Annotated in this window: 21 protein-coding genes; 6 read left to right on the top strand and 15 right to left on the bottom strand. The window is 70.9% G+C overall.

Going from position 1 to position 21021, the window contains the following annotated elements; all coding sequences use genetic code 11:
- Nucleotides 1–121: 121 nt before the first annotated feature.
- Both ACFY2B_RS06195 and ACFY2B_RS06190 read left to right on the top strand, forming a co-directional pair.
- Nucleotides 122–1060 (top strand): hypothetical protein, encoded by a 939-nt coding sequence (locus tag ACFY2B_RS06195; RefSeq protein ID WP_390761944.1) that lies wholly within the window; start codon nt 122–124, stop codon nt 1058–1060.
- On the top strand, nt 1054–1656 hold the full coding sequence (locus tag ACFY2B_RS06190; protein ID WP_390761943.1) for a hypothetical protein: 603 nt from the start codon (nt 1054–1056) through the stop codon (nt 1654–1656). Before ACFY2B_RS06195 ends, ACFY2B_RS06190 begins: the two co-directional genes overlap by 7 nt.
- 160 nt (nt 1657–1816) lie before the next feature.
- On the opposite strand, the gene ACFY2B_RS06185 is transcribed toward ACFY2B_RS06190, so the two are convergent.
- From ACFY2B_RS06185 to ACFY2B_RS06175, 3 genes are read right to left on the bottom strand one after another with little or no spacing between them, the layout of a single operon-like run.
- Nucleotides 1817–2335, bottom strand: a complete 519-nt coding sequence (locus ACFY2B_RS06185; RefSeq protein ID WP_390761942.1) for a copper chaperone PCu(A)C — start codon at nt 2333–2335, stop codon at nt 1817–1819.
- Nucleotides 2332–4641 carry a heavy metal translocating P-type ATPase gene (locus ACFY2B_RS06180; RefSeq protein WP_390761941.1) on the bottom strand — a complete coding sequence of 770 codons (2310 nt, stop codon included), beginning with the start codon at nt 4639–4641 and terminating at the stop codon, nt 2332–2334. The genes ACFY2B_RS06185 and ACFY2B_RS06180 overlap by 4 nt, the downstream gene beginning before the upstream one ends.
- On the bottom strand, nt 4638–4916 hold the full coding sequence (locus ACFY2B_RS06175) for a hypothetical protein (protein WP_390761940.1): 279 nt from the start codon (nt 4914–4916) through the stop codon (nt 4638–4640). Before ACFY2B_RS06175 ends, ACFY2B_RS06180 begins: the two co-directional genes overlap by 4 nt.
- Before the next feature lie 343 nt (nt 4917–5259).
- Here ACFY2B_RS06175 and ACFY2B_RS06170 point away from each other — a divergent pair, with 343 nt between their 5' ends.
- A complete protein-coding gene (locus ACFY2B_RS06170) occupies nt 5260–6438 on the top strand; it encodes an epoxide hydrolase family protein (protein ID WP_390761939.1) in 1179 nt (392 codons plus the stop codon).
- A 238-nt stretch (nt 6439–6676) separates the two neighbouring features.
- On the opposite strand, the gene ACFY2B_RS06165 is transcribed toward ACFY2B_RS06170, so the two are convergent.
- The 5 genes from ACFY2B_RS06165 to ACFY2B_RS06145 form a co-directional block, all read right to left on the bottom strand.
- A complete protein-coding gene (locus ACFY2B_RS06165; RefSeq protein WP_390761938.1) occupies nt 6677–7429 on the bottom strand; it encodes a class II glutamine amidotransferase in 753 nt (250 codons plus the stop codon).
- Nucleotides 7430–7776: 347 nt separating this feature from the next.
- Complete coding sequence (locus ACFY2B_RS06160) at nt 7777–8730, bottom strand: amino acid ABC transporter permease (protein ID WP_390761937.1); 954 nt, start codon at nt 8728–8730, stop codon at nt 7777–7779.
- Nucleotides 8727–9374 (bottom strand): amino acid ABC transporter permease, encoded by a 648-nt coding sequence (locus ACFY2B_RS06155; RefSeq protein WP_390761936.1) that lies wholly within the window; start codon nt 9372–9374, stop codon nt 8727–8729. The genes ACFY2B_RS06160 and ACFY2B_RS06155 overlap by 4 nt, the downstream gene beginning before the upstream one ends.
- 6 nt (nt 9375–9380) lie before the next feature.
- Nucleotides 9381–10346 carry a glutamate ABC transporter substrate-binding protein gene (locus ACFY2B_RS06150; RefSeq protein WP_390761935.1) on the bottom strand — a complete coding sequence of 322 codons (966 nt, stop codon included), beginning with the start codon at nt 10344–10346 and terminating at the stop codon, nt 9381–9383.
- Between the two features lie 256 nt (nt 10347–10602).
- Entirely contained in the window at nt 10603–11388 is a 786-nt protein-coding gene (locus ACFY2B_RS06145; protein ID WP_390761934.1) for an amino acid ABC transporter ATP-binding protein, read from the bottom strand.
- 122 nt (nt 11389–11510) lie between these two features.
- On the opposite strand from ACFY2B_RS06145, the gene ACFY2B_RS06140 reads away from it, so the two are divergent.
- Complete coding sequence (locus ACFY2B_RS06140) at nt 11511–12476, top strand: LysR family transcriptional regulator (protein WP_390761933.1); 966 nt, start codon at nt 11511–11513, stop codon at nt 12474–12476.
- 199 nt (nt 12477–12675) lie between these two features.
- Here ACFY2B_RS06140 and ACFY2B_RS06135 read toward each other — a convergent pair whose 3' ends face one another.
- On the bottom strand, nt 12676–13449 hold the full coding sequence (locus ACFY2B_RS06135; RefSeq protein WP_390761932.1) for a polysaccharide deacetylase family protein: 774 nt from the start codon (nt 13447–13449) through the stop codon (nt 12676–12678).
- A 392-nt stretch (nt 13450–13841) separates the two neighbouring features.
- On the opposite strand from ACFY2B_RS06135, the gene ACFY2B_RS06130 reads away from it, so the two are divergent.
- Complete coding sequence (locus ACFY2B_RS06130; RefSeq protein ID WP_390761931.1) at nt 13842–14180, top strand: winged helix-turn-helix domain-containing protein; 339 nt, start codon at nt 13842–13844, stop codon at nt 14178–14180.
- Between the two features lie 371 nt (nt 14181–14551).
- On the opposite strand, the gene ACFY2B_RS06125 is transcribed toward ACFY2B_RS06130, so the two are convergent.
- On the bottom strand, nt 14552–15424 hold the full coding sequence (locus tag ACFY2B_RS06125; RefSeq protein ID WP_390761930.1) for an aldo/keto reductase family oxidoreductase: 873 nt from the start codon (nt 15422–15424) through the stop codon (nt 14552–14554).
- Nucleotides 15425–15636: 212 nt separating this feature from the next.
- Here ACFY2B_RS06125 and ACFY2B_RS06120 point away from each other — a divergent pair, with 212 nt between their 5' ends.
- Nucleotides 15637–16500, top strand: a complete 864-nt coding sequence (locus ACFY2B_RS06120; RefSeq protein ID WP_390761929.1) for a LysR family transcriptional regulator — start codon at nt 15637–15639, stop codon at nt 16498–16500.
- On the opposite strand, the gene ACFY2B_RS06115 is transcribed toward ACFY2B_RS06120, so the two are convergent.
- From ACFY2B_RS06115 to ACFY2B_RS06095, 5 genes are all read right to left on the bottom strand, one after another.
- The gene (locus ACFY2B_RS06115; protein ID WP_390761994.1) at nt 16495–16746 is read right to left on the bottom strand and encodes a hypothetical protein; all 252 of its coding nucleotides are present in this window, start codon (nt 16744–16746) and stop codon (nt 16495–16497) included. The genes ACFY2B_RS06120 and ACFY2B_RS06115 overlap by 6 nt on opposite strands.
- 185 nt (nt 16747–16931) lie before the next feature.
- Nucleotides 16932–17609 (bottom strand): GntR family transcriptional regulator, encoded by a 678-nt coding sequence (locus tag ACFY2B_RS06110; protein WP_390761928.1) that lies wholly within the window; start codon nt 17607–17609, stop codon nt 16932–16934.
- 60 nt (nt 17610–17669) lie between these two features.
- Entirely contained in the window at nt 17670–18008 is a 339-nt protein-coding gene (locus ACFY2B_RS06105; protein WP_390761993.1) for a thiamine pyrophosphate-dependent enzyme, read from the bottom strand.
- 610 nt (nt 18009–18618) lie between these two features.
- Complete coding sequence (locus ACFY2B_RS06100; RefSeq protein ID WP_390761927.1) at nt 18619–19368, bottom strand: sulfite exporter TauE/SafE family protein; 750 nt, start codon at nt 19366–19368, stop codon at nt 18619–18621.
- A gap of 134 nt (nt 19369–19502) precedes the next feature.
- Complete coding sequence (locus ACFY2B_RS06095) at nt 19503–20864, bottom strand: rhodanese-like domain-containing protein (protein WP_390761926.1); 1362 nt, start codon at nt 20862–20864, stop codon at nt 19503–19505.
- Between the last annotated feature and the right edge of the window lie 157 nt (nt 20865–21021).

Here is a 21021-nt window from a genome sequence, read left to right as displayed (position 1 = left end):
GCCGGGAAGGCGTCAGGCAATGGCCGGCGGCGGAGCCGGGACGGCACCCGGCGCTGACGCACCGATACGTTTCTGATCAACCGTCACAGATCCGCGGCGCGGGGTGACTACGATGACCGCCGTGGTGGACAGAAGACGGTTGAGGATGCGCACGGCCTTTCCGCGGACGCGGCCGGTGTCCCGCCCGGCGGAGCCGGAGCAGCGGCACGGGCTCGCCGCGTGGGTGCGGTCGACCAAGGTGTGGGTGGGGACCGTCGTCGTGGCGGTCCTGGCGACGCTCGTCACGAACGGGCTGCTGACGGTCCCGGGACAGCTGTTCAACTCCGAGGACGCCAAGGACAGGCTGCGGCAGGGGCCGGACTTCTCCGTCACGGTCGACTTCGTCCACCTCGACGACGAGGGCCGGAGCGGGGTCACGAAGGACGAGTTCCGGCCGAGCGCCGCGCAGGAGTCGCTGCTGGCCCGGCAGGGCTCGGCAGGCACCGCCGCGTACACCCGGCTGCTCCATTCGATCGGCGCGGCCGGCCTGGACACCCTCACCCTCAGGGTGACCCTGACCGGCCACCGCAACCAGCAGATCGACATCAAGGACCTCCAGCCGCTGATCGTGACACGGACGGCTCCGTTGACGGGCACCCTGCTGTGCGCGCCTTCGCAGGGCGACCTGTCCACGATGAACATGCTGATCGACATGGACCGCCAGTTCCCCGTCGCGCACGACGTGAAGTTCGGGGGCGGCCCCGGGGCCGAAGGCGGCGCGTCGGTGGAGATGGGACCGCCGTTCTTCGCGCGGCGCACCGTCACCCTGCGCGACAACGAGCAGCAGGTGCTCCTGATCAGGGCCGTCACGCAGCGGCATTACGTGGCGTTCCGGCTCGAAGCGAGCTACATGCTCGGCAGCCACGAGAAGAAGACCGTGATCGACGACCACGGCAAGCCGTTCCAGGTGACCGCGCTCCTGTCGGCGACCGGCAAGGCGTCGGCCTACCGCAGTGTCTACCGCCTCCAGCAGGACTTCTCCATGCGCCGGATCGATCCGCACGGGGGCGGCCTGTGCTGACCGGGCGGAACGAGGACCGCCGACGGGCCCGCCGGCTCCTGCCGGCGCTGCTCCTGCTGGCGGTGGCCGCGACGGCGGTCTGGCTGCTGTGGCCGGACGACAGGCCGTCCGACGCGCCGCGGGCAGGCGGGTCGCGGGTGAGCGGGCCGCGGGCGGGCACGTCGCGGGCGGGCGCGCCGACCACCGCGGGTTGTTCCGCGGTCGACCTCACCGGGGTCGGCGGCCGGCGGGCCGTCGCCGGGTGGCGCGCGGTGGTGGAGCCGGTCCACCGGGCCGCCTGCGCGGGCGACTTCACCGCGCTGTCCTGGCTGCTCGGCGGCGGGCGTCCGAAGGACTTCCTCACCGAGGAGTGCGCCGGGTGCGGCGCCGCCGACATCGTCGCCATGTGGCGTGACGAGTACGGTCTCGACCCGGCCGCGCTGGCACGGCTGCTGGAGTCCCCGCCCGTCGTGGACCAGGGCGGGTTGACCTACGAACACGGTGACATGGTGGCGGTCTTCGGCCGCGGGACGTCCCAACTGCCGGGCGGCTGGTCGGCGTTCTTCGTGCGGTGCCACGAGGATGACACCTGCGCCGCGCTCCTGCCGTCGGGCTGAGCAGGGCGCGGGGTCCGGCGGGGCCTGCCCGCCGATGTCCCGGGCAACTGCGGCAGCGCCGGAACAGTGACGGTTGCGCAGGCCGCGACCAGGACGCCGGTGAGCAGGCTCGTGACCGCGAACAGTTCCCGGGGCGGCCCGGTCTTGGCGACGCAGCCTGTCACGAGCCGTCCGTGCCGGGCCTTTGCACCACCGCCTGCACCTCGACGGCTCCCACGTGCTCGAAGTGCAGGGTGAACGGCACGACGTCCCCGGGCCGCCAGTCCGGCCGCGCCCGGACCTCCACGTTGAGGCTGTCCGGGGACATGGCCAGTGTGTCCCCGGCCGGGGTGACCGCGGACTGGATCTGCTGCCCGATGGCCGAGTTGCCGTCGAGCATACGGTGCCGGCTGAGCACCGGGGCGCCGGCGACCGCGGAGGAGGTCACCTTCAGCAGCCGGTCGTCCGCACCGCCGGAGTTGGTGATGCGGAAGTACGCGGAGGTCTCCCGGATGTTGCCGAAGGGAAGCCAGACACGCCCGTCCGTGACCGCTATGCGCGGTGGGCTGCCCGCGTTGCCGGTGCGGACCCAGGTGGTCAGGCCGCCGAGGGCGACACCGCACGCGGCGACGGGCACGAGGGCGGCGAGCAGGGTGTCGGTGACGCGGCGCCTGGCGGGCCGCCGGACGAGGATGTTCACCGGGCTCCGTTCCGCGCCGTCGTCGGGGTGCGGCGGCGCGCGGGCGACGGCTGCCAGGTGCGCAACCGCAGGCTGTTGCCGACCACGAGCAGTGAGCTGACCGACATGGCGGCGGCCGCGACCATCGGGTTGAGCAGGCCCACCATGGCGAGCGGCACGGTCACCACGTTGTAGCCGAAGGCCCACAGGAGATTGGCGCGGATGGTGCCGAGGCTGCGCCGGGCGAGCCGTACGGCGTCCGCCAGTGCCTCGATGTCCCCGCGGACGAGGGTCACGTCGGCGGCGCCGATCGCGGCGTCCGTTCCGCCGCCCATGGCGATGCCCAGGTCGGCCCCGGCCAGCGCGGCGGCGTCGTTGACGCCGTCACCGACGACGGCGACCCGGTAGCCCTGCTCGCGAAGGTCCCGTACCAGGTCGGCCTTGTCCTCGGGGGTGCAGCGGGCGTGCACGTCCTCGATGCCGAGGGCGGACGCGACGGCCCGTGCGGGCGCCTCCTGGTCGCCGGTGGCGAGCACGGGGCGTACGCCTGCGCGCCGCAACCGGTCCACGGCGCGGTAGCTGCCGGGCCGTACGACGTCCCCGACCTCGATCAGTGCCGCCGCCGCGCCGTCCACGCGGACCAGGACGGGGGTGTGCGCGGCGGCCTCCGCCGCCGACAGCGCCTCGGCCAGGCCGGCGGGCAACTCGTCGCCCGGGGAGACGACTTCCACCCGCCGGCCCTCGACCCGTCCGCGCACTCCCCGGCCCGCCGTCGCGGCGAACTCGCGCACGGACGGCAGCCGCACCCCGGGCAGGGTTCGGTTCGCGTACGCGACGATCGCCCGGCCCAGCGGGTGTTCGGAGCCCTGCTCCACCGCGCCCGCCAGCCGCAGTACCCCGTCCCGGCCCGGACCGCCAGAGACCGTGGTGACGCGGGCGACGCTCATCCGGCCCGAGGTGAGGGTGCCGGTCTTGTCCAGGACCACGACGTCGAGGTGCTGGAGTCCTTCCAGGGCCTGCGGCCCCTTGACCAGCACGCCCAGTTGGGCGCCACGTCCGGTGGCCGCCATCAGCGCGGTCGGTGTCGCCAGGCCCAGGGCGCAGGGACAGGCCACCACCAGGACGGCCACGCACACGGTGACCGCCTGCTGCGGATCGGCCCCGGCACCGAGCCAGAACCCGAGGACGGTCACCGCCAGGGCCAGGACGACCGGTACGAACACACCCGCGACCGTGTCCGCCAGTCGCTGCGCCCTCGCCTTGCCCGCCTGGGCCTCCGTCACCATCCGGGTGATGTGCGCGAGCCGGGTGTCCGCGCCGACACGTGTGGCACGGACGAGCAGCAGTCCGCCGACGTTGACGGCGCCTCCGATCACCGCCGTGCCCGGCTGCACCTCGACCGGTTCGCTCTCCCCCGTGACCAGCGACAGATCGACGGCGGAGGAGCCCTCGACCACCTCCCCGTCGGTGGCCACCCGCTCACCGGGCCGTACGACGAAGACCTGCCCCACGGTCAACTCCCCGGCGGGTATGTGCCGTTCGGTGCCGTCACTGTTCCGTACCGCTGCTTCTTTGACGGCCAGCCGGGCGAGCGAGCGCAGCGCGGCACCGGTGCCGTGCCGGGCCCGCGCCTCCAGGTACCGTCCGGCCAGTACGAACAGCGGGACGCTGACGACCACTTCGAGGTAGCCCTGCGCCGTACCGTCCGACGCCTCGGGCAGAAGGGTGAACGGCATCGTCATGCCCGTCGCGCCCGCACCGCCGAGGAACAGCGCGTACGCCGACCAGGAGAAGGCGGCGACGACACCGAGCGAGACGAGCGTGTCCATGGTCGCGGCGGAGTGCCGCAGCCCGCGCAGCGCCCGGGAGTGGAAGGGCCAGGAACTCCACACCGCCACGGGTGCGGCGAGTACGAAGCACAGCCACTGCCAGTTGCTGAACTGCCAGGCCGGCACCATCGACAGCACGAGCACCGGGACCGCCAGCAGCGCGGTGCTCAGCAGACGTCCGCGCTGCTGCCGCGCGGCATCGGTTCCGTCCTCCTGGTCCCCGGGGGTCTCGCCGCGCGCGGGCGGCTCCGGGAGCGTGGCCGTGTACCCGGCCTGCTCGACCGCGGTCACCAGCTTCTGAGGGCCGACCCGCACCGGATGGCTGACCCGGGCACGCCCGGTGGCGAGGTTGACCGTCGCGGTCACACCCTCCACCTTCGCCAGTTTCTTCTCGACCCGCCGTACACACGCTGCGCAGGTCATCCCGCCGACGGCCAGATCCGTGACGACGAGGACGGGCGCGTCCTCCGTGGGCGCCGCCACCCCTTCCGCGTTCATCGGCCTCCGCTCCACTCGCTCATGCCCGTCTCACCCATGCCCATCCCACCCATGTCGCCGGTGTTCGTTCCACCGCCCTGTTCGCCCTGCCCGCCGCCCCCGGTCGTCCCGGAGCGGTGCATGCCGGGCGCGACCGGCCCGGCCGCGGCTCCGGCGGCGTACGACACGGCGAAGACCAGGGCGAGCAACAACAGGAACCCCCAGAGGGCGGGCGGCGGCACCAGCCTGCGCGGCACCGCGCCCGCTCCCGGGGACGACTGCTCGGGTTCTTCCATCACCGGCCTCCTGAGACCTCTCAGCCGAACCGGACCCTGGTTCGGCTCCTGCGCCGTCGGACCGGTTCGTCCACGTAGTCGGACCCGGTGATCAAGGAGTTCCCACGGCTGCCCATGACGTGTCTCACACCGGCCGGTGCCGAGCAGCGTGTCGGTCCGCGCCGCGCCCGAGCCGTCACCGGAGGGCTTCCTCCCCCGGACCGGACCGGAGGGGCGCGTGTCGAGCGCGAGGTGCCCGCCGACGGCGTCATGATGGTCGCCCACCGGCGGCTCCACGTCAGCCGCACCCACGTCGGCGAACCCGTCACCATAAGACGACCGCGCCAGGAGGAGAATGAGTCCCATGACGCACGCCCCTGATGCCTTCGCGCCCCCACCCGAGCCCTTCGCGCCGACGGCGGATCCCGCCGCCCTGAACGATCTGCGGACCCGCCTGCGCGCGACCCGCTGGCCGGACGCACCCGCGCACGCGGGCTGGTCCCTCGGTACGGACCTCGACTACCTGCGCGAGCTGGTGACGTACTGGGCGGAAGAGTTCGACTGGCCGGCCCAGGAGACGAAGCTTGCGCGTCTGCCCCGGTTCCGGGTACGCGTCGGTGGTCTCGGAATCCACTTCGTGCACGCGCGGGCCGCGGCGTCGGCCGGCGCCGCGCTGCCGCTGGTGCTGTGCCACGGCTGGCCGGACTCGTTCTGGCGGTATGCGAAGGTCATCCCGCTGCTGACCGACCCGGGCGCACACGGTGGGGACCCGGCCGACGCCTTCGATGTGATCGTTCCCGACATGCCGGGCTACGGCTACTCCGACCGCCCCACCGGTGACGTGCTCAACTCCCGCGATGTGGCTGGACTGTGGGCCGAGCTGATGACCACGCTCGGCTACGAACGGTTCGGCACGGCAGGCGGTGACGTCGGCAGCCACGTCAGCCGCTACCTCGCCCTCGACCACCCCGAGCGGGTCATGGCGGTGCACCGCATGGACGGGGGCCTGCCCGTCTTCCGTGGCGATCCGGCGGAGCTGACACCCGAGGAACGAGCCTGGTTCGAGCAGGCCGGAGCCTGGGGGGCGAGCGAAGGCGCGTACGGGGCGATGCACCGTACGAAGCCGCAGACCGTCGCGTTCGGGCTCACCGACTCGCCGGTCGCGCTCGCCGCGTGGATCGTCGAGAAGCTCCGGGCCTGGAGCGACTGCGACGGCGACATCGAGCGCGTCTACACCAAGGACGAGATCCTCACCAACGTCACCATCTACTGGCTGACGGGCACCATCGGCTCGTCCATGCGGATGTACCACGCGAACGCCGCGATCGACCCCTCGCAACTCGCCCGACGAGTCGAGGTGCCGTCAGGTTTCTCCCTCTTCCGCGGCGACATCGTCCGCCCCCCGCGGGCGTGGCTGGAGCGGACGACGAACCTCGCCTACCTGAGCGAGCCCGAACACGGCGGTCACTTCGCCCCGTTCGAGCAGCCGGAACGCTACGCGGAAGAACTCCGCGCATTCTTCCGGCCCTTCCGCGCGCATTGAACCGAGCCGCACCACGATCAGGATGAGGATCAGACCACGTTCCACGAACACGGACACGAACGCGAACACTGACGCGAGCACGAACACGGACACGGCGGACGGCCGGACCTGGCATCAGCTACGTACTCGGCGGCTGCGGCCGTCATGAGGAGGTGTGGGCGACGGCGCTGCGGGCGACGGCAGCGGGCCGGAAGCCCTGCGGAAGCAGTCCGAAAACCGTCCGGAAGCGGTGCGCGGCTCAACCGCCGTACACGGTGACGTCGAGGGTGCCCGGCCTGATCTCCAGCACATGGCGTTCGGGCAGGACACTCCACTCCGGGGCGGGGTGCGGCCAGCCGGTGGAGGCGACGACGACCGCGTCCGGGGTCTGGCGGTAGTGGATGCCGAAGTAGCCCGGACCGCGACGGCCGATGACCTCGGAGTCCGGGTCGTGCTCGGTGTAGGCGAACAGCGCGTCAGGCGTCAGCAGCAGGCAGTTCAGGCTGACGAAGCCATCGGCTCTCGTGCGGATGTCGCCGGCGGTCTGCAGGACAGCCTTGACCGGATCGATCCCTTCGTCCAAGCGGCGGCGTACGGCGAGATAGAAGCGCTCGCTGTCGGTGTCCCCCTCGGCCGTCGCCAGCAGCTCGGGCCCGATCACCCCGTCGAGCGCGGTGGAGGGCACGAAGTCGCCGTTGTGGGCGAACGCGACGGAACTGTCACCGAACGGGTGGGTGTTGGCGGGCGAGACGGGAAAGCTCTGGCTGGCCATCCGCAGGTGCAGCAGGGCCATGTCGGTGGTGCTGGCGTCGAGAAGCGCGCGCAGCCGGTCACTGGTGTCTCCGCGCTCGGGGTCCTTCACGCTCCGCACCGTGCCGTCGCCGGAGCGCAGCCCCAGCCCCCATCCGTCCCGGTGCTCACAGGCCAGGGCGAGGAACGGGTCGAGATCGTCGGCCAGCAGGCCGCCGATCCGCTGCGGTTGTCCGGCGACGACACCCAGAAGTCGACACATGCGCTCTCTTCTCTCTCGGATGGGGGTGGCGCCCGGCAAGGCACGCCGGAAACACCGTGGATCACACGGATCCGGCAGATCAGGTGGATCGGGCGCCTTGGACGGGTCGGAAGGGCACCGATCTGATGACTGGTCAGGTCGGTACGGGGGCAGCGGCGGGCCTGCCACGCGGTGGCTGGAGTGACCGCCCCGCTCGGCCGGGGGTGTCCGAGCGGGGCGGCTCCCGGACCCGTGGCGGCGGGTCCGGGGCGAGGGGCCGAGCGGCACGCGGGCAATCCGTACGCAGTGGTCGTACGGACGTCCCACGGCACGTCTCGGCCCGGCCGACATGTGACCGCCGGGCCGCGTCAGGCCGCGCGTGCCCTGCGGGTGCCGTTCGGGCGGCCGCTGCCGCCGCCCAGCCATCGCTCCAAGCGGCTCGCCGAGAACGCCAGGGCGACATTGACGATGACGAAGGCGAGCGCCACCACGAGAAAACTCTGGATGACGGTGTGGTTGAACTCGCCGAGCACCTTCGCCGACTGGAGCAGCTCGGGGAAGCTGACGACGTACCCGAGAGTGCTGTCCTTCAGCAGCCGGACCAGCTGGCTGACCAGCGCGGGCGCGGTCTGCCTGATGGCCTGCGGCAGCACGATCAGCCGCATGGTGGACCAGTGCCCGAACCCGAGGGCGGCACCGGCCTCGCTCTGCCCCTTGGGGACGGCTCGGACACCGGCCCGGAAGATCTCGGCGAAGACGGCCGAGTTGGTGATGACGATCGGCCACACCAGCATCCAGAACAGCGACATCTGGACACCCGTGCCGGGCAGGCCGAACAGGAAGGCGTACACCAGCAGCAGCAGTGGTACGGCCCGCAGGACCTCGACGTACACCGTGGCGGGGATCCGCAGCAGGGGCGTCCGGGCGAGCCGGGCCAGCGCCAGCAGCGCGCCCAGCGGCAGTGCGATCGCGCCGCTGACCAGGGTGACCTCGACGGTCGCCCACAGACCGGTCAGCAGATACTTCAGGACGGGCCATTGCCCGAACAGCTGCCATTTCGCCGCGTCCAGCTGGCCGCCCGCTGCGAACTGATGCAGTGCGGCCGCGACGAACCCGGCGATGACCAGCAGCGACACCACGGTGGCGAGGGCGATCCGGCGCCGCCCGCGGGGTCCTGGCACGTCGAAGAGTTGGGTGTCGTCGTCGTCCAGCCGGTCCCACAGCGCGGTCAGGCGCCGCGCGGCGGGTGCCTTCTGGAGCGGTGCGGAGGCGGCCGGAGCGACGGGCGCCGGACCGGGAGGTGCCTGAACGGGCGACGTCATCGCAGCACCACCAGCCTGCGTTCGAGGAGGGCGGCGAAGCGGCCGATGGCGAGGGTGAAGACCACGTAGCAGAGGGCTGCCGCGCCGAAGGTGATCAGCGGCTGCGCGTACTGCTGGTCGAGCAGCTGGGTCTGTCCGGTCAGTTCCTGCGTCACGCCGACGGCCGCCGCGAGCGACGAGTTGAGCAGTACGGCGATCAGCAGCGACGCCAGCGGCTGGACGATGGACCGCAGTCCCTGTGGCATCACCACCAGGCGCAGGACCTGCCCGAACGTGAAGCCCAGGGCCCGGGCGGCCTCGATCTGTCCGACCGGCACGGCGCGCACACCCGCGCGGACGGTCTCGCAGAAGAAGGCCGCCCAGTACAGGCTCATGGCCGTCACCGCGGTCCAGAACAGCGAGTACACCAGTCCGATCTCCGGCAGCCCGAAGACGAACAGCGTCAGCAGCACGAGCAACGGCACGCTGCGCACCGAGGACACGTACAGCCGGGCGAAGAGGCGCAACGGCCGCACCGGGCTGATCCGGAACACCGCCAGGACGAGGCCGAGGAATCCCGCCAGCACGAAGGTGCAGGCGCTGATCTCCAGGGAGACCAGCAGGCCACCGCCGAAGACGTCCAGATGGGACGTGATGACGTCCATGCCGGGTCAGCCGATCTTCGGCGGTGTCGGCACGGGGCCGGGCACCTGCGTACCGAGGGTGTTCTTCCAGAGCTTGGCCCAGGTGCCGTCGGCCTCGATCTTCTGCAGCCAGTCGTTGACGAACTTCTTGAAGTCCGGCTTGTCGATCGGCAGTCCGATGCCGTAGGGCTCCGAACTGTAGGTGCCGGCGAGGACCTTGACGTCGGGGTTGGTGCTGGCGTTACCGGCCAGGATCCCCTGGTCGAGGATGTACGCGTCGGCGCGGCCCTGCTGGAGCGCCTGCAGGCACTCGGTGTTGGTGTCGAACAGCTGGATCTTCGCCTTGGGGGCTTCCTTCTTGATGACCGTGGAGGCGGTCGATCCGGACTCGGTGACGACGACCTTGCCGTCGAGGTCCTTCAGCGACTTGACGGAGTCGTTGTCCTTCTTCACTTCGAGGGCGAGGCCGTCCGAGTAATAGGGACCCGCGAAGCCGACGACCTTCGACCGCTCCGGCGTGATGGTGTAGGTCGCGAAGACGGCGTCCACGGAGTGGTTCTTCAGCAGCGCCTCGCGGGTGGCGCTGGTGACGTTGGTCAGCTTCGCCTCGGGCTTGCCGATGATGTACTTGGCGAGCAACTGCCACAGCCCGGCGTCAAAGCCCTCCACCTTGCCGGTCGTGGGATCGAGCAGGGAGAAGAGGGCGGCCGTCTGGGTGGCCCCGACGTTCAGCGTGCCGCGCTGCTGGATCTCGGCGGCCGTGGAGCCGGCCGGCATCAGCGAGGGATCGGCCTGCTTCTCGTCCGCGATGAGCTGGTCGATGACCTTGCTCGCCGCGGTTCCGCCACCGTGGGAGGCGGGCGCGCCGGGGACCTTCGCCGTGGCGGACGAGGAGCCGGAACACGCGGTGGTGAGCGTGCACGCCGCGATGAGCGCGACGGCTGCCGCCGCGCTCCTTCCGAGAGAACGGGGCTCGGGTCCGGTGACGTTCATGAGGGAATCCTCTGGCGGGGATGGACAGTTGCGGTGAGGTGCTGGGGAGCCGGACGGCTGTACGGCAGTCCGGTGCGTACGGAGGGGGGCCGCCGCTTCGGCCCAGGGGGGAGGGGTGGCTGCGAAGCGGCGGCGGTCTCGGGAAGCCCCGGGCGACGGCCATCGGACCGGTCGGGGCCTGGGGGTGCGGCGCGCCCTGAAGAGTTGCGGCGCGCGCTCTGCGGAATGCGGCGCGAGGGGCACCGCCGGGCGGCGGTCAGTGACGCAGGACTTTCGAGAGGAATTCGGCGGCGCGCTCATGTTTCGGGTTTGTGAAGAATTCTGAAGGCGGTGCGATCTCCAGAATCCGGCCCTCGTCCATGAACACGACGCGGTCCGCGGCCTGCTGGGCGAATCCCATCTCGTGGGTGACGACGATCATGGTCATACCCTCCATGGCCAGTTCGGCCAGGACCTGGAGAACTTCCTGGATCATCTCGGGGTCCAGGGCCGAGGTCGGCTCGTCGCAGAGCAGGACCTTGGGGTCCATGGCCAGGGCGCGGGCGATGGCCACGCGCTGCTGCTGGCCGCCGGACAACTGCGCGGGGTACGCGTCGCCCTTGTCGGCGAGTCCGACCCGGGCCAGCAGCTCGTGGGCGCGGTTCCTGGCGGCGGCCTTGTCCATGCCGCGGACCTTGACCGGCGCCAGCATGAGGTTCTGCAGGACGGTGAGATGCCCGAAGAGGTTGAAGGACTGGAACACCATGCCCGCGTCCGCGCGGAGCCGGGCGAGAGCCCGGCCCTCGGCCGGCAGGGGTACGCCGTCGATGCTGATCGTCCCCGACGTCGTGCTCTCCAGCCGGTTCACACAACGGCACAGGGTGGACTTCCCCGATCCGGAAGGGCCGATGACCACCACCACTTCGCCCGCGGCGACTTCGAGATCGATGCCGTGCAATACCTGGGTGTCGCCGTAGTGCTTGTCGACGCCCCGGATCTCGACGAGCGGGCGGGTGCCGCCTTCCTCACCAATGACGGAAGGGGCTTCAGCGGTCCTGGTCACACGGGACTCCTCCGGAGAGCGGGATGAACGCGCCTCGAACTTCCCGTATTTCATACGACCTGCTCGACCGTGTCCAACGAGGATCTTTTTTCGAAGTCATCAAGGTCGTTTATAGTTCCAGCGTGTTGGACGTGCACCAGTTGGAAGTCCTGGCGGAAGTCGCGCGGACCGGTTCCTACACGGCCGCCGCGGCATCCCTCGGCTATACGCAGCCGGCCGTCAGTTATCAGATGCGCAGACTCCGGCAGGCTGTGGGCGCGCCCCTGGTGACCCGGGTGGGGCGGGGACTGCAACTGACCGAGACGGGCCAGACCCTCGTCCGCCATGCGGACAGCATCTTCGCCGTGCTGCGCGCCGCCGAGCAGGAGACCTCCTCGGTGGTGGCACGGGGTGGCGGGTTGGTACGGATGGTCGCCTTCCAGAGCAGTTGTGTGGAACTGCTGCCGCGCCTGGTGGTCCGGCTGCGGGCGCGCCATCCGGAGGTACGGGTGACCGTCATCCAGGCGGAGCCGGTCGAGGCCCGCCGGATGCTCCGCGCCGGCGAGGCCGACCTCGGTCTGCTCTGCAACTGGGAGAACGAGGACCTGCCCGAGGGCGAGAGCGCCATGCTCCGCCTGGAACTGATGACGGACCGCCGCTACGTACTGATGCGCGACGACGATCCGCTGGCCGGACGCGACACCGTCGACCTCGCGGAACTCGCCGGCCGGGACTGGGTGATGGAGAGCTTCCGGGACCGGTTCATGGCGGCCTGCACGAACCTGGGTTTCCAGCCCAGGATCGCGGCGACCGTCGACGATGTGATCGCCATCCAGTCACTGGTGTCCGCCGGGCTCGGCATCAGCCTCATGAGCGAGCTGTCGCTGGACGCCCATGTGGCCCCCGGGCTGGTGTACCGGCCGTTACGGCGCTGGCCGCTGCGGCGTTCCTACGCCCTGCTGTGGCCCGACATGGCGAACGTACCGGCCGTGGCGACCGTCCTGAGCGAGATACGCACCATAGCCCGCGCCATGCAGAGGACCAGCGGACCCGCCACCTCGTCCGCCAGGGCAAGCACCACACCGACCGCGCCGCCCCGGAGTATCTGAGTGCCTGAATCCCTGAACCCGACCCACCTCGACCCGCCCCGACACGACACCGGCCCGGACGAAGCGGACGTACCACTTCAGGCCCGCTCGCAGCGCCACGGGCCGACCTTGCCGACGATGCCCTGGCCGTCGTCGACCCGGATCGGCCATCGTCGAGTGCGGATCGGCCGTCGTTACGCGGATCGGCCGGGGCTGGGGCTCAGCGCACGGGGAAGCCGAAGGAGTAGCCCTGTGCCCTGAGTTCGGGGAGGAGCCGTTGCAGGGCCTCGACGGTCTGGGAGCGGTCGCCGCCCGCGTCGTGGAAGAGGAGTGTCGGCCCATTGGGCAGTTCCCGTTCGACGGTGGCGATGATGGCGTCCGTGCCCGGCCGCTCGAAGTCCTTGGAGTCCACGTTCCAGCCCAGCGGGCGCATGCCCCGGGAGGCGGCCAGCTTGCGGCTGTAGGGGGTGAAGGCCCCGCCGGGCGCCCGGTAGTACATGGGCCGTACGCCACCGGACGCCTCAGTGATCATGCGTTCGGCGTCGAGTATCTCCCGTGACTGGTATGCCTCGGACTTGGTGTCCATGGTGGTGTCGTGCGACACGCTGTGGTCGCAGAGCCGGTGACCGGCCGCGACCACCTGCTTCACGAGGTCCGGGTGGGCCTGCGCCTGCGTCCCCGTCATGCAGAACGTGGCCTTCACCCCCTGCTCCCGCAGCAGGTCCAGTACCTGGGGGGTCCACTCGGGGTCGGGGCCGTCGTCGATGGTGATGTTGACGCCGCGCGCCCCCTTGTCCGAGGCGTGTGCGATGGTCACGTCCACCGGTCTGACGTCACTGCTCGGCGAGGCCGAGGCAGCCGCCTGAGGCGACGAGCCGCCCACGACACCGGCTTGCGCGGTCCACACCGAGGCGCCGACGGCCAGCACCGTCACGCCGAGCGCGGCCCCGACCGCCTTGCCGTACCAGCCCCGCCTGTTGCGCCGCCGTGCCATGTCCGCCCCACTCTCCCGCAGTTCCTCGCCGACCTGTGGTCGCCTTCCGATCAACTGACAGGACGACGGACTGCGGCCACCGGATCCGGCCGTTACCGATCACGCACAATTCCGGGGAAGTTCGCGGACACTTCGGCGAGCAGCGGCCGGAGCCGGGGGGCGATCTCGTCGAAGTTCGTTCTCATCGCATGGCTGACCATCGCCGCGGTGGTAGCGGCCTCCGTGGTGTTGATGGGACTCGATGTCCACGTGTCCTGCCTGAGCACGGTCCTCGGCGCGGTCCTGGCCATCGCACTGATCGGGTTCGGTCCTCGGCTCCGCGCCGGCCTGGCCAGGCCGGCGGGCAGTGGCCACCGCGCGGGCAAGTCTCCCCCCTGCGGGAAGTCTCCCCAATGGCTGAAGCCGAACTGTCCCCGCTGCTCGTGGATCCGACACGGCTGTCCATCGTGTCGCTGCTCGCGGCGACTCAGTGGGCCGAGTTCGGATGGGTGCGGGACTCGGTCGGCCTGACCGATTCGGCGCTGTCCAAGCAGGTGAAGACCTTGAGCACGTCCGGACACATCGAAGTCCGGAAGGGCTATGTGGGTAACCGCCCACGGACCTGGCTGAACCTCAGCAACACCGGTCGCCACGCACTTCAGGCGCATATCGCGGTACTGCACCGGATCGCAGAGCAGGCACGGCAGACCGGAGAAGCCCATCGCGCCCAGCCCGGCAAACCGCCGAGCTGAGGCCACGCGGAGATCGTCGCGCGTTTGACCGTCTCCTGGGCACCGTCAAGGGCGCTGGAGGCATCCGTCACGTCAGGCAAGGTGGCCCCGGTGCCGCGCAGGTACTCGATGGCCGCGGCGAACGAACAGCAGTCGAAAAGCGCTGAATACACGTCGCGCGGGACGCCGTGGCCCGACAACTGGCGTAATCCGCGACCTCGGGCCACGTCACGATGTCGCTCAGAACTTCAACCCTGGCGGTGGAGCCGCCTCCGGTGGCTCCACCGCGCAGCAGCATGTGCGAACACGGCCCTCGGTCACCAGCGGTGAGGCCCGCATCACATCATCCGCCACTGCCCCTCGGTCTTGCCGGGAGGCCGGGCTGTGTCCTGCTAACGGCCGATCTCGTCCAACTCGGCGAGGTCCTCGTCGGAGAGCGGGAGTCCCGCGCCGGCGACGTTCTCGCGCAGGTGCACCACCGACGAGGTGCCGGGAATGAGCAGGATGTTCGGCGACCGCCGCAGCAGCCAGGCCAGGGCGACCGACATCGGCGTCGCATCCAGCCGGATGGCCACGGCGGAAAGCGCCGTGGACTGCAGAGGTGTGAAGCCGCCGAGCGGGAAGAAGGGCACGTAGGCGATGCCCTTGTCGGCGAGATCGTCGATCAGCTCGTCGTCCTGGCGGTAGGCGAGGTTGTACATGTTCTGCACGCACACGATCGGCGCGAGCGCCTGCGCCTCGGCGACCTGTTCCGCCGTCACGTTGCTCACCCCGAGATGCCGGATCAGGCCCTGCTGCTGGAGTTCGACGAGGGTCTCGAAGGGCTCGGCGAGCGAGCCGGTCCGGGGGCCCTGGGCGTCGCCGAGCCGGAGGTTGACCACGTCGAGCGAATCGAGCCCGAGGTCCTCAAGGTTCTGGCGGACGGCGCGGCGCAGGTCTTCGGGCTGCCGGGCAGGGGGCCAGCCGCCCTGCTGGTCGCGGACCGCCCCGACCTTGGTCACGATGTGCAGCGATGCGGGATAGGGGTGCAGCGTTTCACGGATCAGCCGGTTGGTGACGCGTGGTCCGTAGGCGCCGGCGGTGTCGATGTGGGTGATCCCGAGGGCGGCGGCCTCGCGCAGGACGGCGAGCGCACCGTCGTGGTCGGCGGGTGGGCCCATGACCCCGGGGCCGGCGAGTTGCATGGCGCCGTAGCCGAAGCGGGTGACGGTCAGATCGCCCAGGGTCCAGGTGCCGCCGGGCAGTGACGCGGAGGGTGTGTTCATGCCTGTGTCTTTCCTGCTGAGCCGGATATTGCGGAGGGCGGCCTTCCGCGTGGTGCGCCGTTCGTCAACGGCACCCCTTGTCCGCGCCGGTCCCCGGCGCGGACTTCGCTTCGCCCGTGCCGTCGATGTTCGCCCGCCGACGAGCGGCGCATCCAACACCGATACAGTGCCCTGTCATACCCGGCAGGTATCACCGACGTATGCTTGCGGCCATGGACACCTTGGAGACCCGCGAACTGAGGTACTTCATCGCCGTCGCGGAGGAACTGCACTACGGCCGTGCCGCCGAGCGCCTCGGCATGGCCCAGCCACCGCTGTCCCGGGCGATCCAGCAGCTTGAGCGACGCCTCGGTGTCTCCCTGCTGACCCGCAACCGCCGCGGTGTCTCCCTGACCGGCGCCGGAGAGGTGTTGCTGCACGAGGGCCGCGCAGCCCTCGACGCGACCACCGCCGCCGCCCGCCGCGCCCGCCGCGCCGGTGGCGCCGACCGTCCGGGCGGCCCCCGCGACCGCCTGGTGCTGGCGGTCAAGGCCGCCGCCGCCCACGAACTGCTGCACAAGCTCCTCGACGCCTACGCGGCCGAGCCCGACGCCGCCGAGATCGAGGTGCTGCCGAGCGGCACGTGTGAGCAGGGGGAGATGCTGCGCGACGGCCGCGCCGACGTGGCCCTCATGCACACACCGTTCAACTCCGTCGCCGGGTTCGACAGCGAGGAACTGATGAGCGAGGGGCAGATCGCCATCCTGCCCGCGACGCACCCCCTCGCCGCACGCAAGACGCTGTCCCTGGCCGACATCAGCGACATCCCCGGCCTACCGCTCGCCCGCTGGGCCCGTAACGGCACATACGCACCCGGCCCGGGCCCCGAGATCCACGACCAGACCCAACTGGCCCAACTGATTGCCCTCGGGCGCACCCTGGCCGTCTTCCCCGACTCCGCCCGCGCCTGGCTGTGGGCCGAACACACCGCCGTCCCCCTGACCGACGCGCCCCCCGTCGTCACCCACATCGCCTGGCCCGCCCACAGCCACTCCCTCGCCCTCGCCAAGCTGATCCGCACAGCCACCCGGCTATGACCCACTCCTGCCTTTCATCGCCGCCGCGCTTGCTTCCGGTACCTCGTCCGCCGGGAGGATGACGATTCCGTCGTCGTCGCCGACCAGCCGTCGGCCCGGTGTGAAGGTGGCTCCTGTGAAAGTGAGGGGGACGTCGCGCTCTCCGGTGTCTTCTTTGCGGCTGCGTCGTGGGGTGCTGCCGAGGGCCTTGACGCCGATGGGCAGAGCCCGGAGTGCGGCGACGTCGCGGATGGAACCGTTCACGATGATTCCGGCCAGCGGTGCCGTACGCCATCCGCGCCGGCCTCAGCTGACCCCCCGATGGCCCCCGACCCGGCGAGCAACTGCCCATGCCTCACCTCGGAGCAGTGCGCGAGCGCCCCGGCGCACGATCGGCCCGCTCGTCCCGCCGGGGGGACCTGCCCGACACTGCCTGAACGAGATTCAGAACGTCAGAACAGCCGCTTCAGGATGATTTCAAGGGAGTACTCCGTGTGCTCGCGGGCGGTCTCCCCGGCGCGGTCCGCGTCGCCGTCACAGACCGCGGTGATGAGGTCACCGTGCTGCCGCGAGGTGACCGCGATCTCCTCGGGGCTGTAGAGCGCGGCGATGCGCTTGTTGAAGTGGAAGAGCCGGTTGGCGTGGATCATCTCCAGCAGCCGGGGGTTGCCGGAGGCAGCGGTGATGGTGTCGTGGAAGGCGTCGTTGCTGGAGGCGCGGTCGCACAGGGAGTCCACGGTCGGCGAGGTCATCCGCTCCCGCCAGCGGGTGATCTCCGCCCGCTCCTCGGCGGTGGTGCGCAGGGCGGCCAGCCTTGCCGCGTGGGCTTCGAGACCGGCCCGGACCTCGTAGAGGTGCCTGATCTCCTGCGGGGTGTACTCGTGCACGACCCAGCGGCGCCGCTGTGAACGGATGAGGCCGTCGGCCATGAGCCGCTGCATGCTCTCGCGGACCGGGGTGCGTGAGACACCGAGGCGTGCCGCTATCTCGTCCTCCACGAGCGGCGCGTTGGGCCGCAGGACGCCGTCGACGATCTCCTGGCGCAGGATCCGGTAAACCTCTTCCGAGCGGCGGCGCGCGGACGCCTTGCCCACGCTCCCGGATGAGGCCTCCGGCTGCTGTTCCGTCACTGGTCCGTCCTGTCCGTTCAGTCCTGTTGCCGCTCCGGGTCCACGCTCCGCCGCGTGCCGTCAGTACACGGGGCGTTCGGCGTCGCCGGAGGGGCCGCGGTCCCAGGCGGGCACCGGGGGCGTGTAGTCGATCATGTGGGGTACCTCGACGTCCAGGTACAGCGGCCGCGGCCGCGGCGCGAAGTCCGCGACGTGAGCGGCGAGTTCGGCGAGGGAACGGACCGCGTACGCCTCCACGCCACATGCTCCGGCGACGGCGACCGCGTCGATGGTACCGGGGTCGACGCCGAAGTAGCGGCGGCCGGTGTAGAGATGCTGGAGCATCTTGATCCAGCCCAGGCTGTGGTTGGTGAACTGCACGAACAGCACCGGCAGTGCGAGGCGGGACACCGTCTCCAGCTCGCCGCAGGCCAGGGCGCGCAGGTTTCAGGAATCCTGGGTGCCAAACGACAGGAACCCGCACGCGCGCCCCCGGATTGTAGGGACGCGCTTACGGGTTGCCAGCCGCTTCCGGGACAGCAGTAGGACACGCGTCACTGAGTCAGTCCCCGACTTTCAGGTCGTGTGCTGCGAGCCAGGCGAGGATCTCGTGCACCGCCGGCTGTGGCGCGTCACCCAGACCCTGTCCCGATGACCGCGGCATCCGTGCCGAGGGCGGACATCACCGTCGACGGCACCGGCCCGCTCTGGATCAGCCTCTTGCTCCGTCTGCGCAAACAGATCCGCAACGCCGAGCCGGGCGCCGGCGTCCACGTCATCGCCAAGACCATGCCTCCCCGCTCCACCTGCCCGCCTGGTGCCGCATGGCCGGCCACACCTACCTCGGCCCCGCGCCCGGAACCGATCAGTCGGCGTACGCGCTGCAGCCCACCGCCGCGCCCTTGTGGCGGCGAGATCCCGGTGCCGAGAAAGCTCGTCACGTGGGAGGCCAACCAGAGAGGAGGGCAGGTGGCGGCCGGGGATACCGGGCGGATGCGGGCCGTCGAAGGTGTCGCGGGCCGAGCCGCCGTCACGTCACGGCGTCGGCGAGCATGAAGGCGGCCACGGCCAGCAGGACCATGGCGAAGATGCGCTGCAGGTGGGTTGCCGAGACCTTCGCGGCGATGCGCTTGCCGTACCAGGCGCCCAGGATCGCGGTAGCGATGAACGGGCCGATCAGCGCCCAGTCGAGCGAGGCAGCGGTGCCCGAGCGAGTGGCCAGGGAGGCCAGCGAGTTGACCGCGATGACCAGCAGGCTGGTGCCGACCGCGGCGTCCATCTCGAAGGCCAGGACGGTGACCAGGGCGGGGACGGCGAGAAAGCCGCCGCCCACGCCGAGCAGCCCTGTCAGTGCGCCCAGTGCGGCGCCGGCACCGGCCGCCTTGCCCGGCCGTACGCCGCCCTCTTTGAGGCGGGCTGTGCCGACGGGCCGGAGCATTTTGATGGCGGAGAGGGCGGCTATGGCGGCGAAGGCGACGGTGAGAGCGGTTTGGGGCAGGTGGGCGGCGGCGGCTCCGGCGGCAGCCGCCGGGAGAATCCCGGCGGCTGCAAACGCCGCTCCCGCCTTCCACCGCACGTGCCCGGCCCGGGCGTGCGCGTACAGGGCGGTCAGGGATGTGGCGGTGACGATGATCAGGCTGGCGGTGGTGGCTGCGGCGGGGGTGAAGCCGAGCAGGTAGATCAGCGCGGGCACCGCCAGAACGCTGCCGCCACCGCCGAGGGCGCCGAGCACCAGGCCGACGACGGCTCCTGCGGTCAGGGCCAGGATCAGGACGGTCATGCTATTCGCCCGCTGTCGCCGGCCACCGGCCCGGTGCCGGTGACGTGCGAGTGGCCCTGTTCGGGGCCGAGTGGGCCGGGACCGTGGCATGAGAGGAACATCGTGTGCCTTCTGTGCAGGTGGAGCAGGGGGTGTCAGGGCCGGGTGATGCTCAGGCCCGTGTCGGCGGCGGCGTCGAAGCCGTCATCGATGGCGATGACTTTTCGTCCGGTCGCCTCCAGGAGGGATGCGGCGATCGCCGCGCGCATCCCACCGGCGCAGTGCACCCACACCGTTCCGTCCGGCACCTCGCCGCTCCGGCTATGCAGTTCGTGGAGCGGGATGTGCACGGAGCCCGTGAGGAAGCCGTTTGCACGTTCGGAGTCGCGGCGCACATCCAGCACCACCACGTCCTCGCCGCGCTCGTGTGCGCCGACGAGGTCGGCGAAGTCGGCACGGGGGAAGGAGGCGAGCCGTTCCCCCTGGCGGACCCAGGTGGCGGGATCCCCGGTGGCGGCGGCGGCCGGGCGGTCGATGCCGACCCGGGTCAGCTCGCGTTGCGCGTCGGCGATCTGGGCCGGGGTGTCGCCGAGCAGGGTGACCGGCTTGCCCCACGGGATCAGCCAGGCCAGGTAGGTGGCCAGCTTGCCGGTGGCCTCGAAGTTGAACGATCCGGCCACGTGACCGTCGGCGAAGGCGACCCGGTTGCGCAGGTCCACCACCCACTCGCCCGCCGCCAGCCGTTCGGCGATCTGTGCGGCGTCGGCGGGCTCGGGCGGGGTCAGGTCGACGGGCGCGGGGCCGGCGGCGTTGGCCGGGCCCATGTGCGTGTAGTAGGCGGGCACGTTCTCCAGCCCGGCCAGGACCTGCCTGACGAAGGCGTCCGCCTCTAGGGTGAAGGCGTCGTTGCTGGTACGTTCCTGGCCGATCGTGCTCGCATCGCCCTCGGCCTGGGAGGAGGAACAGAAGCTGCCGAAACCGTGCGTGGGCAGTACCGGCACCTCGTCGTCGAGTGCCGCTGCCAAGCGGTGGACGGAGGCGTGCTGCGCTCGGGCCAGTTGCTCGGTCAGTCGCGGGTCCACCAGGTCCGGACGTCCCACGGAGCCGATCAGCAGCGAGCCGCCTGTGAAAGCAGCCACCGCGCGTCCCTTCTCCTCCAGGACGTAGGAGGTGTGGTGCGGGGTGTGGCCCGGGGTGGCTATCGCACGCAGCACCAGGTCCTCGTCCACCTCGGACACGTCCCCGTCCGCGACAGGCGTGCGGGTGAAGGAGACCTGGGCGCCGGCCGGGACGAGGTAGCGGGCGCCGGTGAGGCGGGCCAGCTCCAGCCCCCCGGTGACGTAGTCGTTGTGCACGTGCGTCTCCGCCACGTAGGCGATGCGCACTCCTCGCCGGGCGGCGAGGGCGATCACCTGATCGACGTCCCGCGGCGGATCGACCACGACCGCCCCTCTCCGCCCCCCAGCCAGATAACTACGGTTGCCCAGTCCCTCGAACTCCAGGGTGTCGATAAACATGGTGTTGCTCCTCTCCGGGATGGCATACCCGGGTAATTCTGTCTTGCTGAAGGGCCGCCGCAGCTCCGGGAAATTCGCGTCAGCCATTACATAAACGATCACCGCATGGAATGGCGGCAGCGAATTTCCCGAAGACTGCGAGCGGGCGGCGCACCCG

It is taken from the genome of Streptomyces sp. NPDC001270 (assembly GCF_042896695.1).
Taxonomy (GTDB): Bacteria; Actinomycetota; Actinomycetes; order Streptomycetales; family Streptomycetaceae; genus Streptomyces.
Note: the sequence above shows the minus strand (reverse complement) of the source record. Positions and strands in the feature narration are given on the sequence as shown.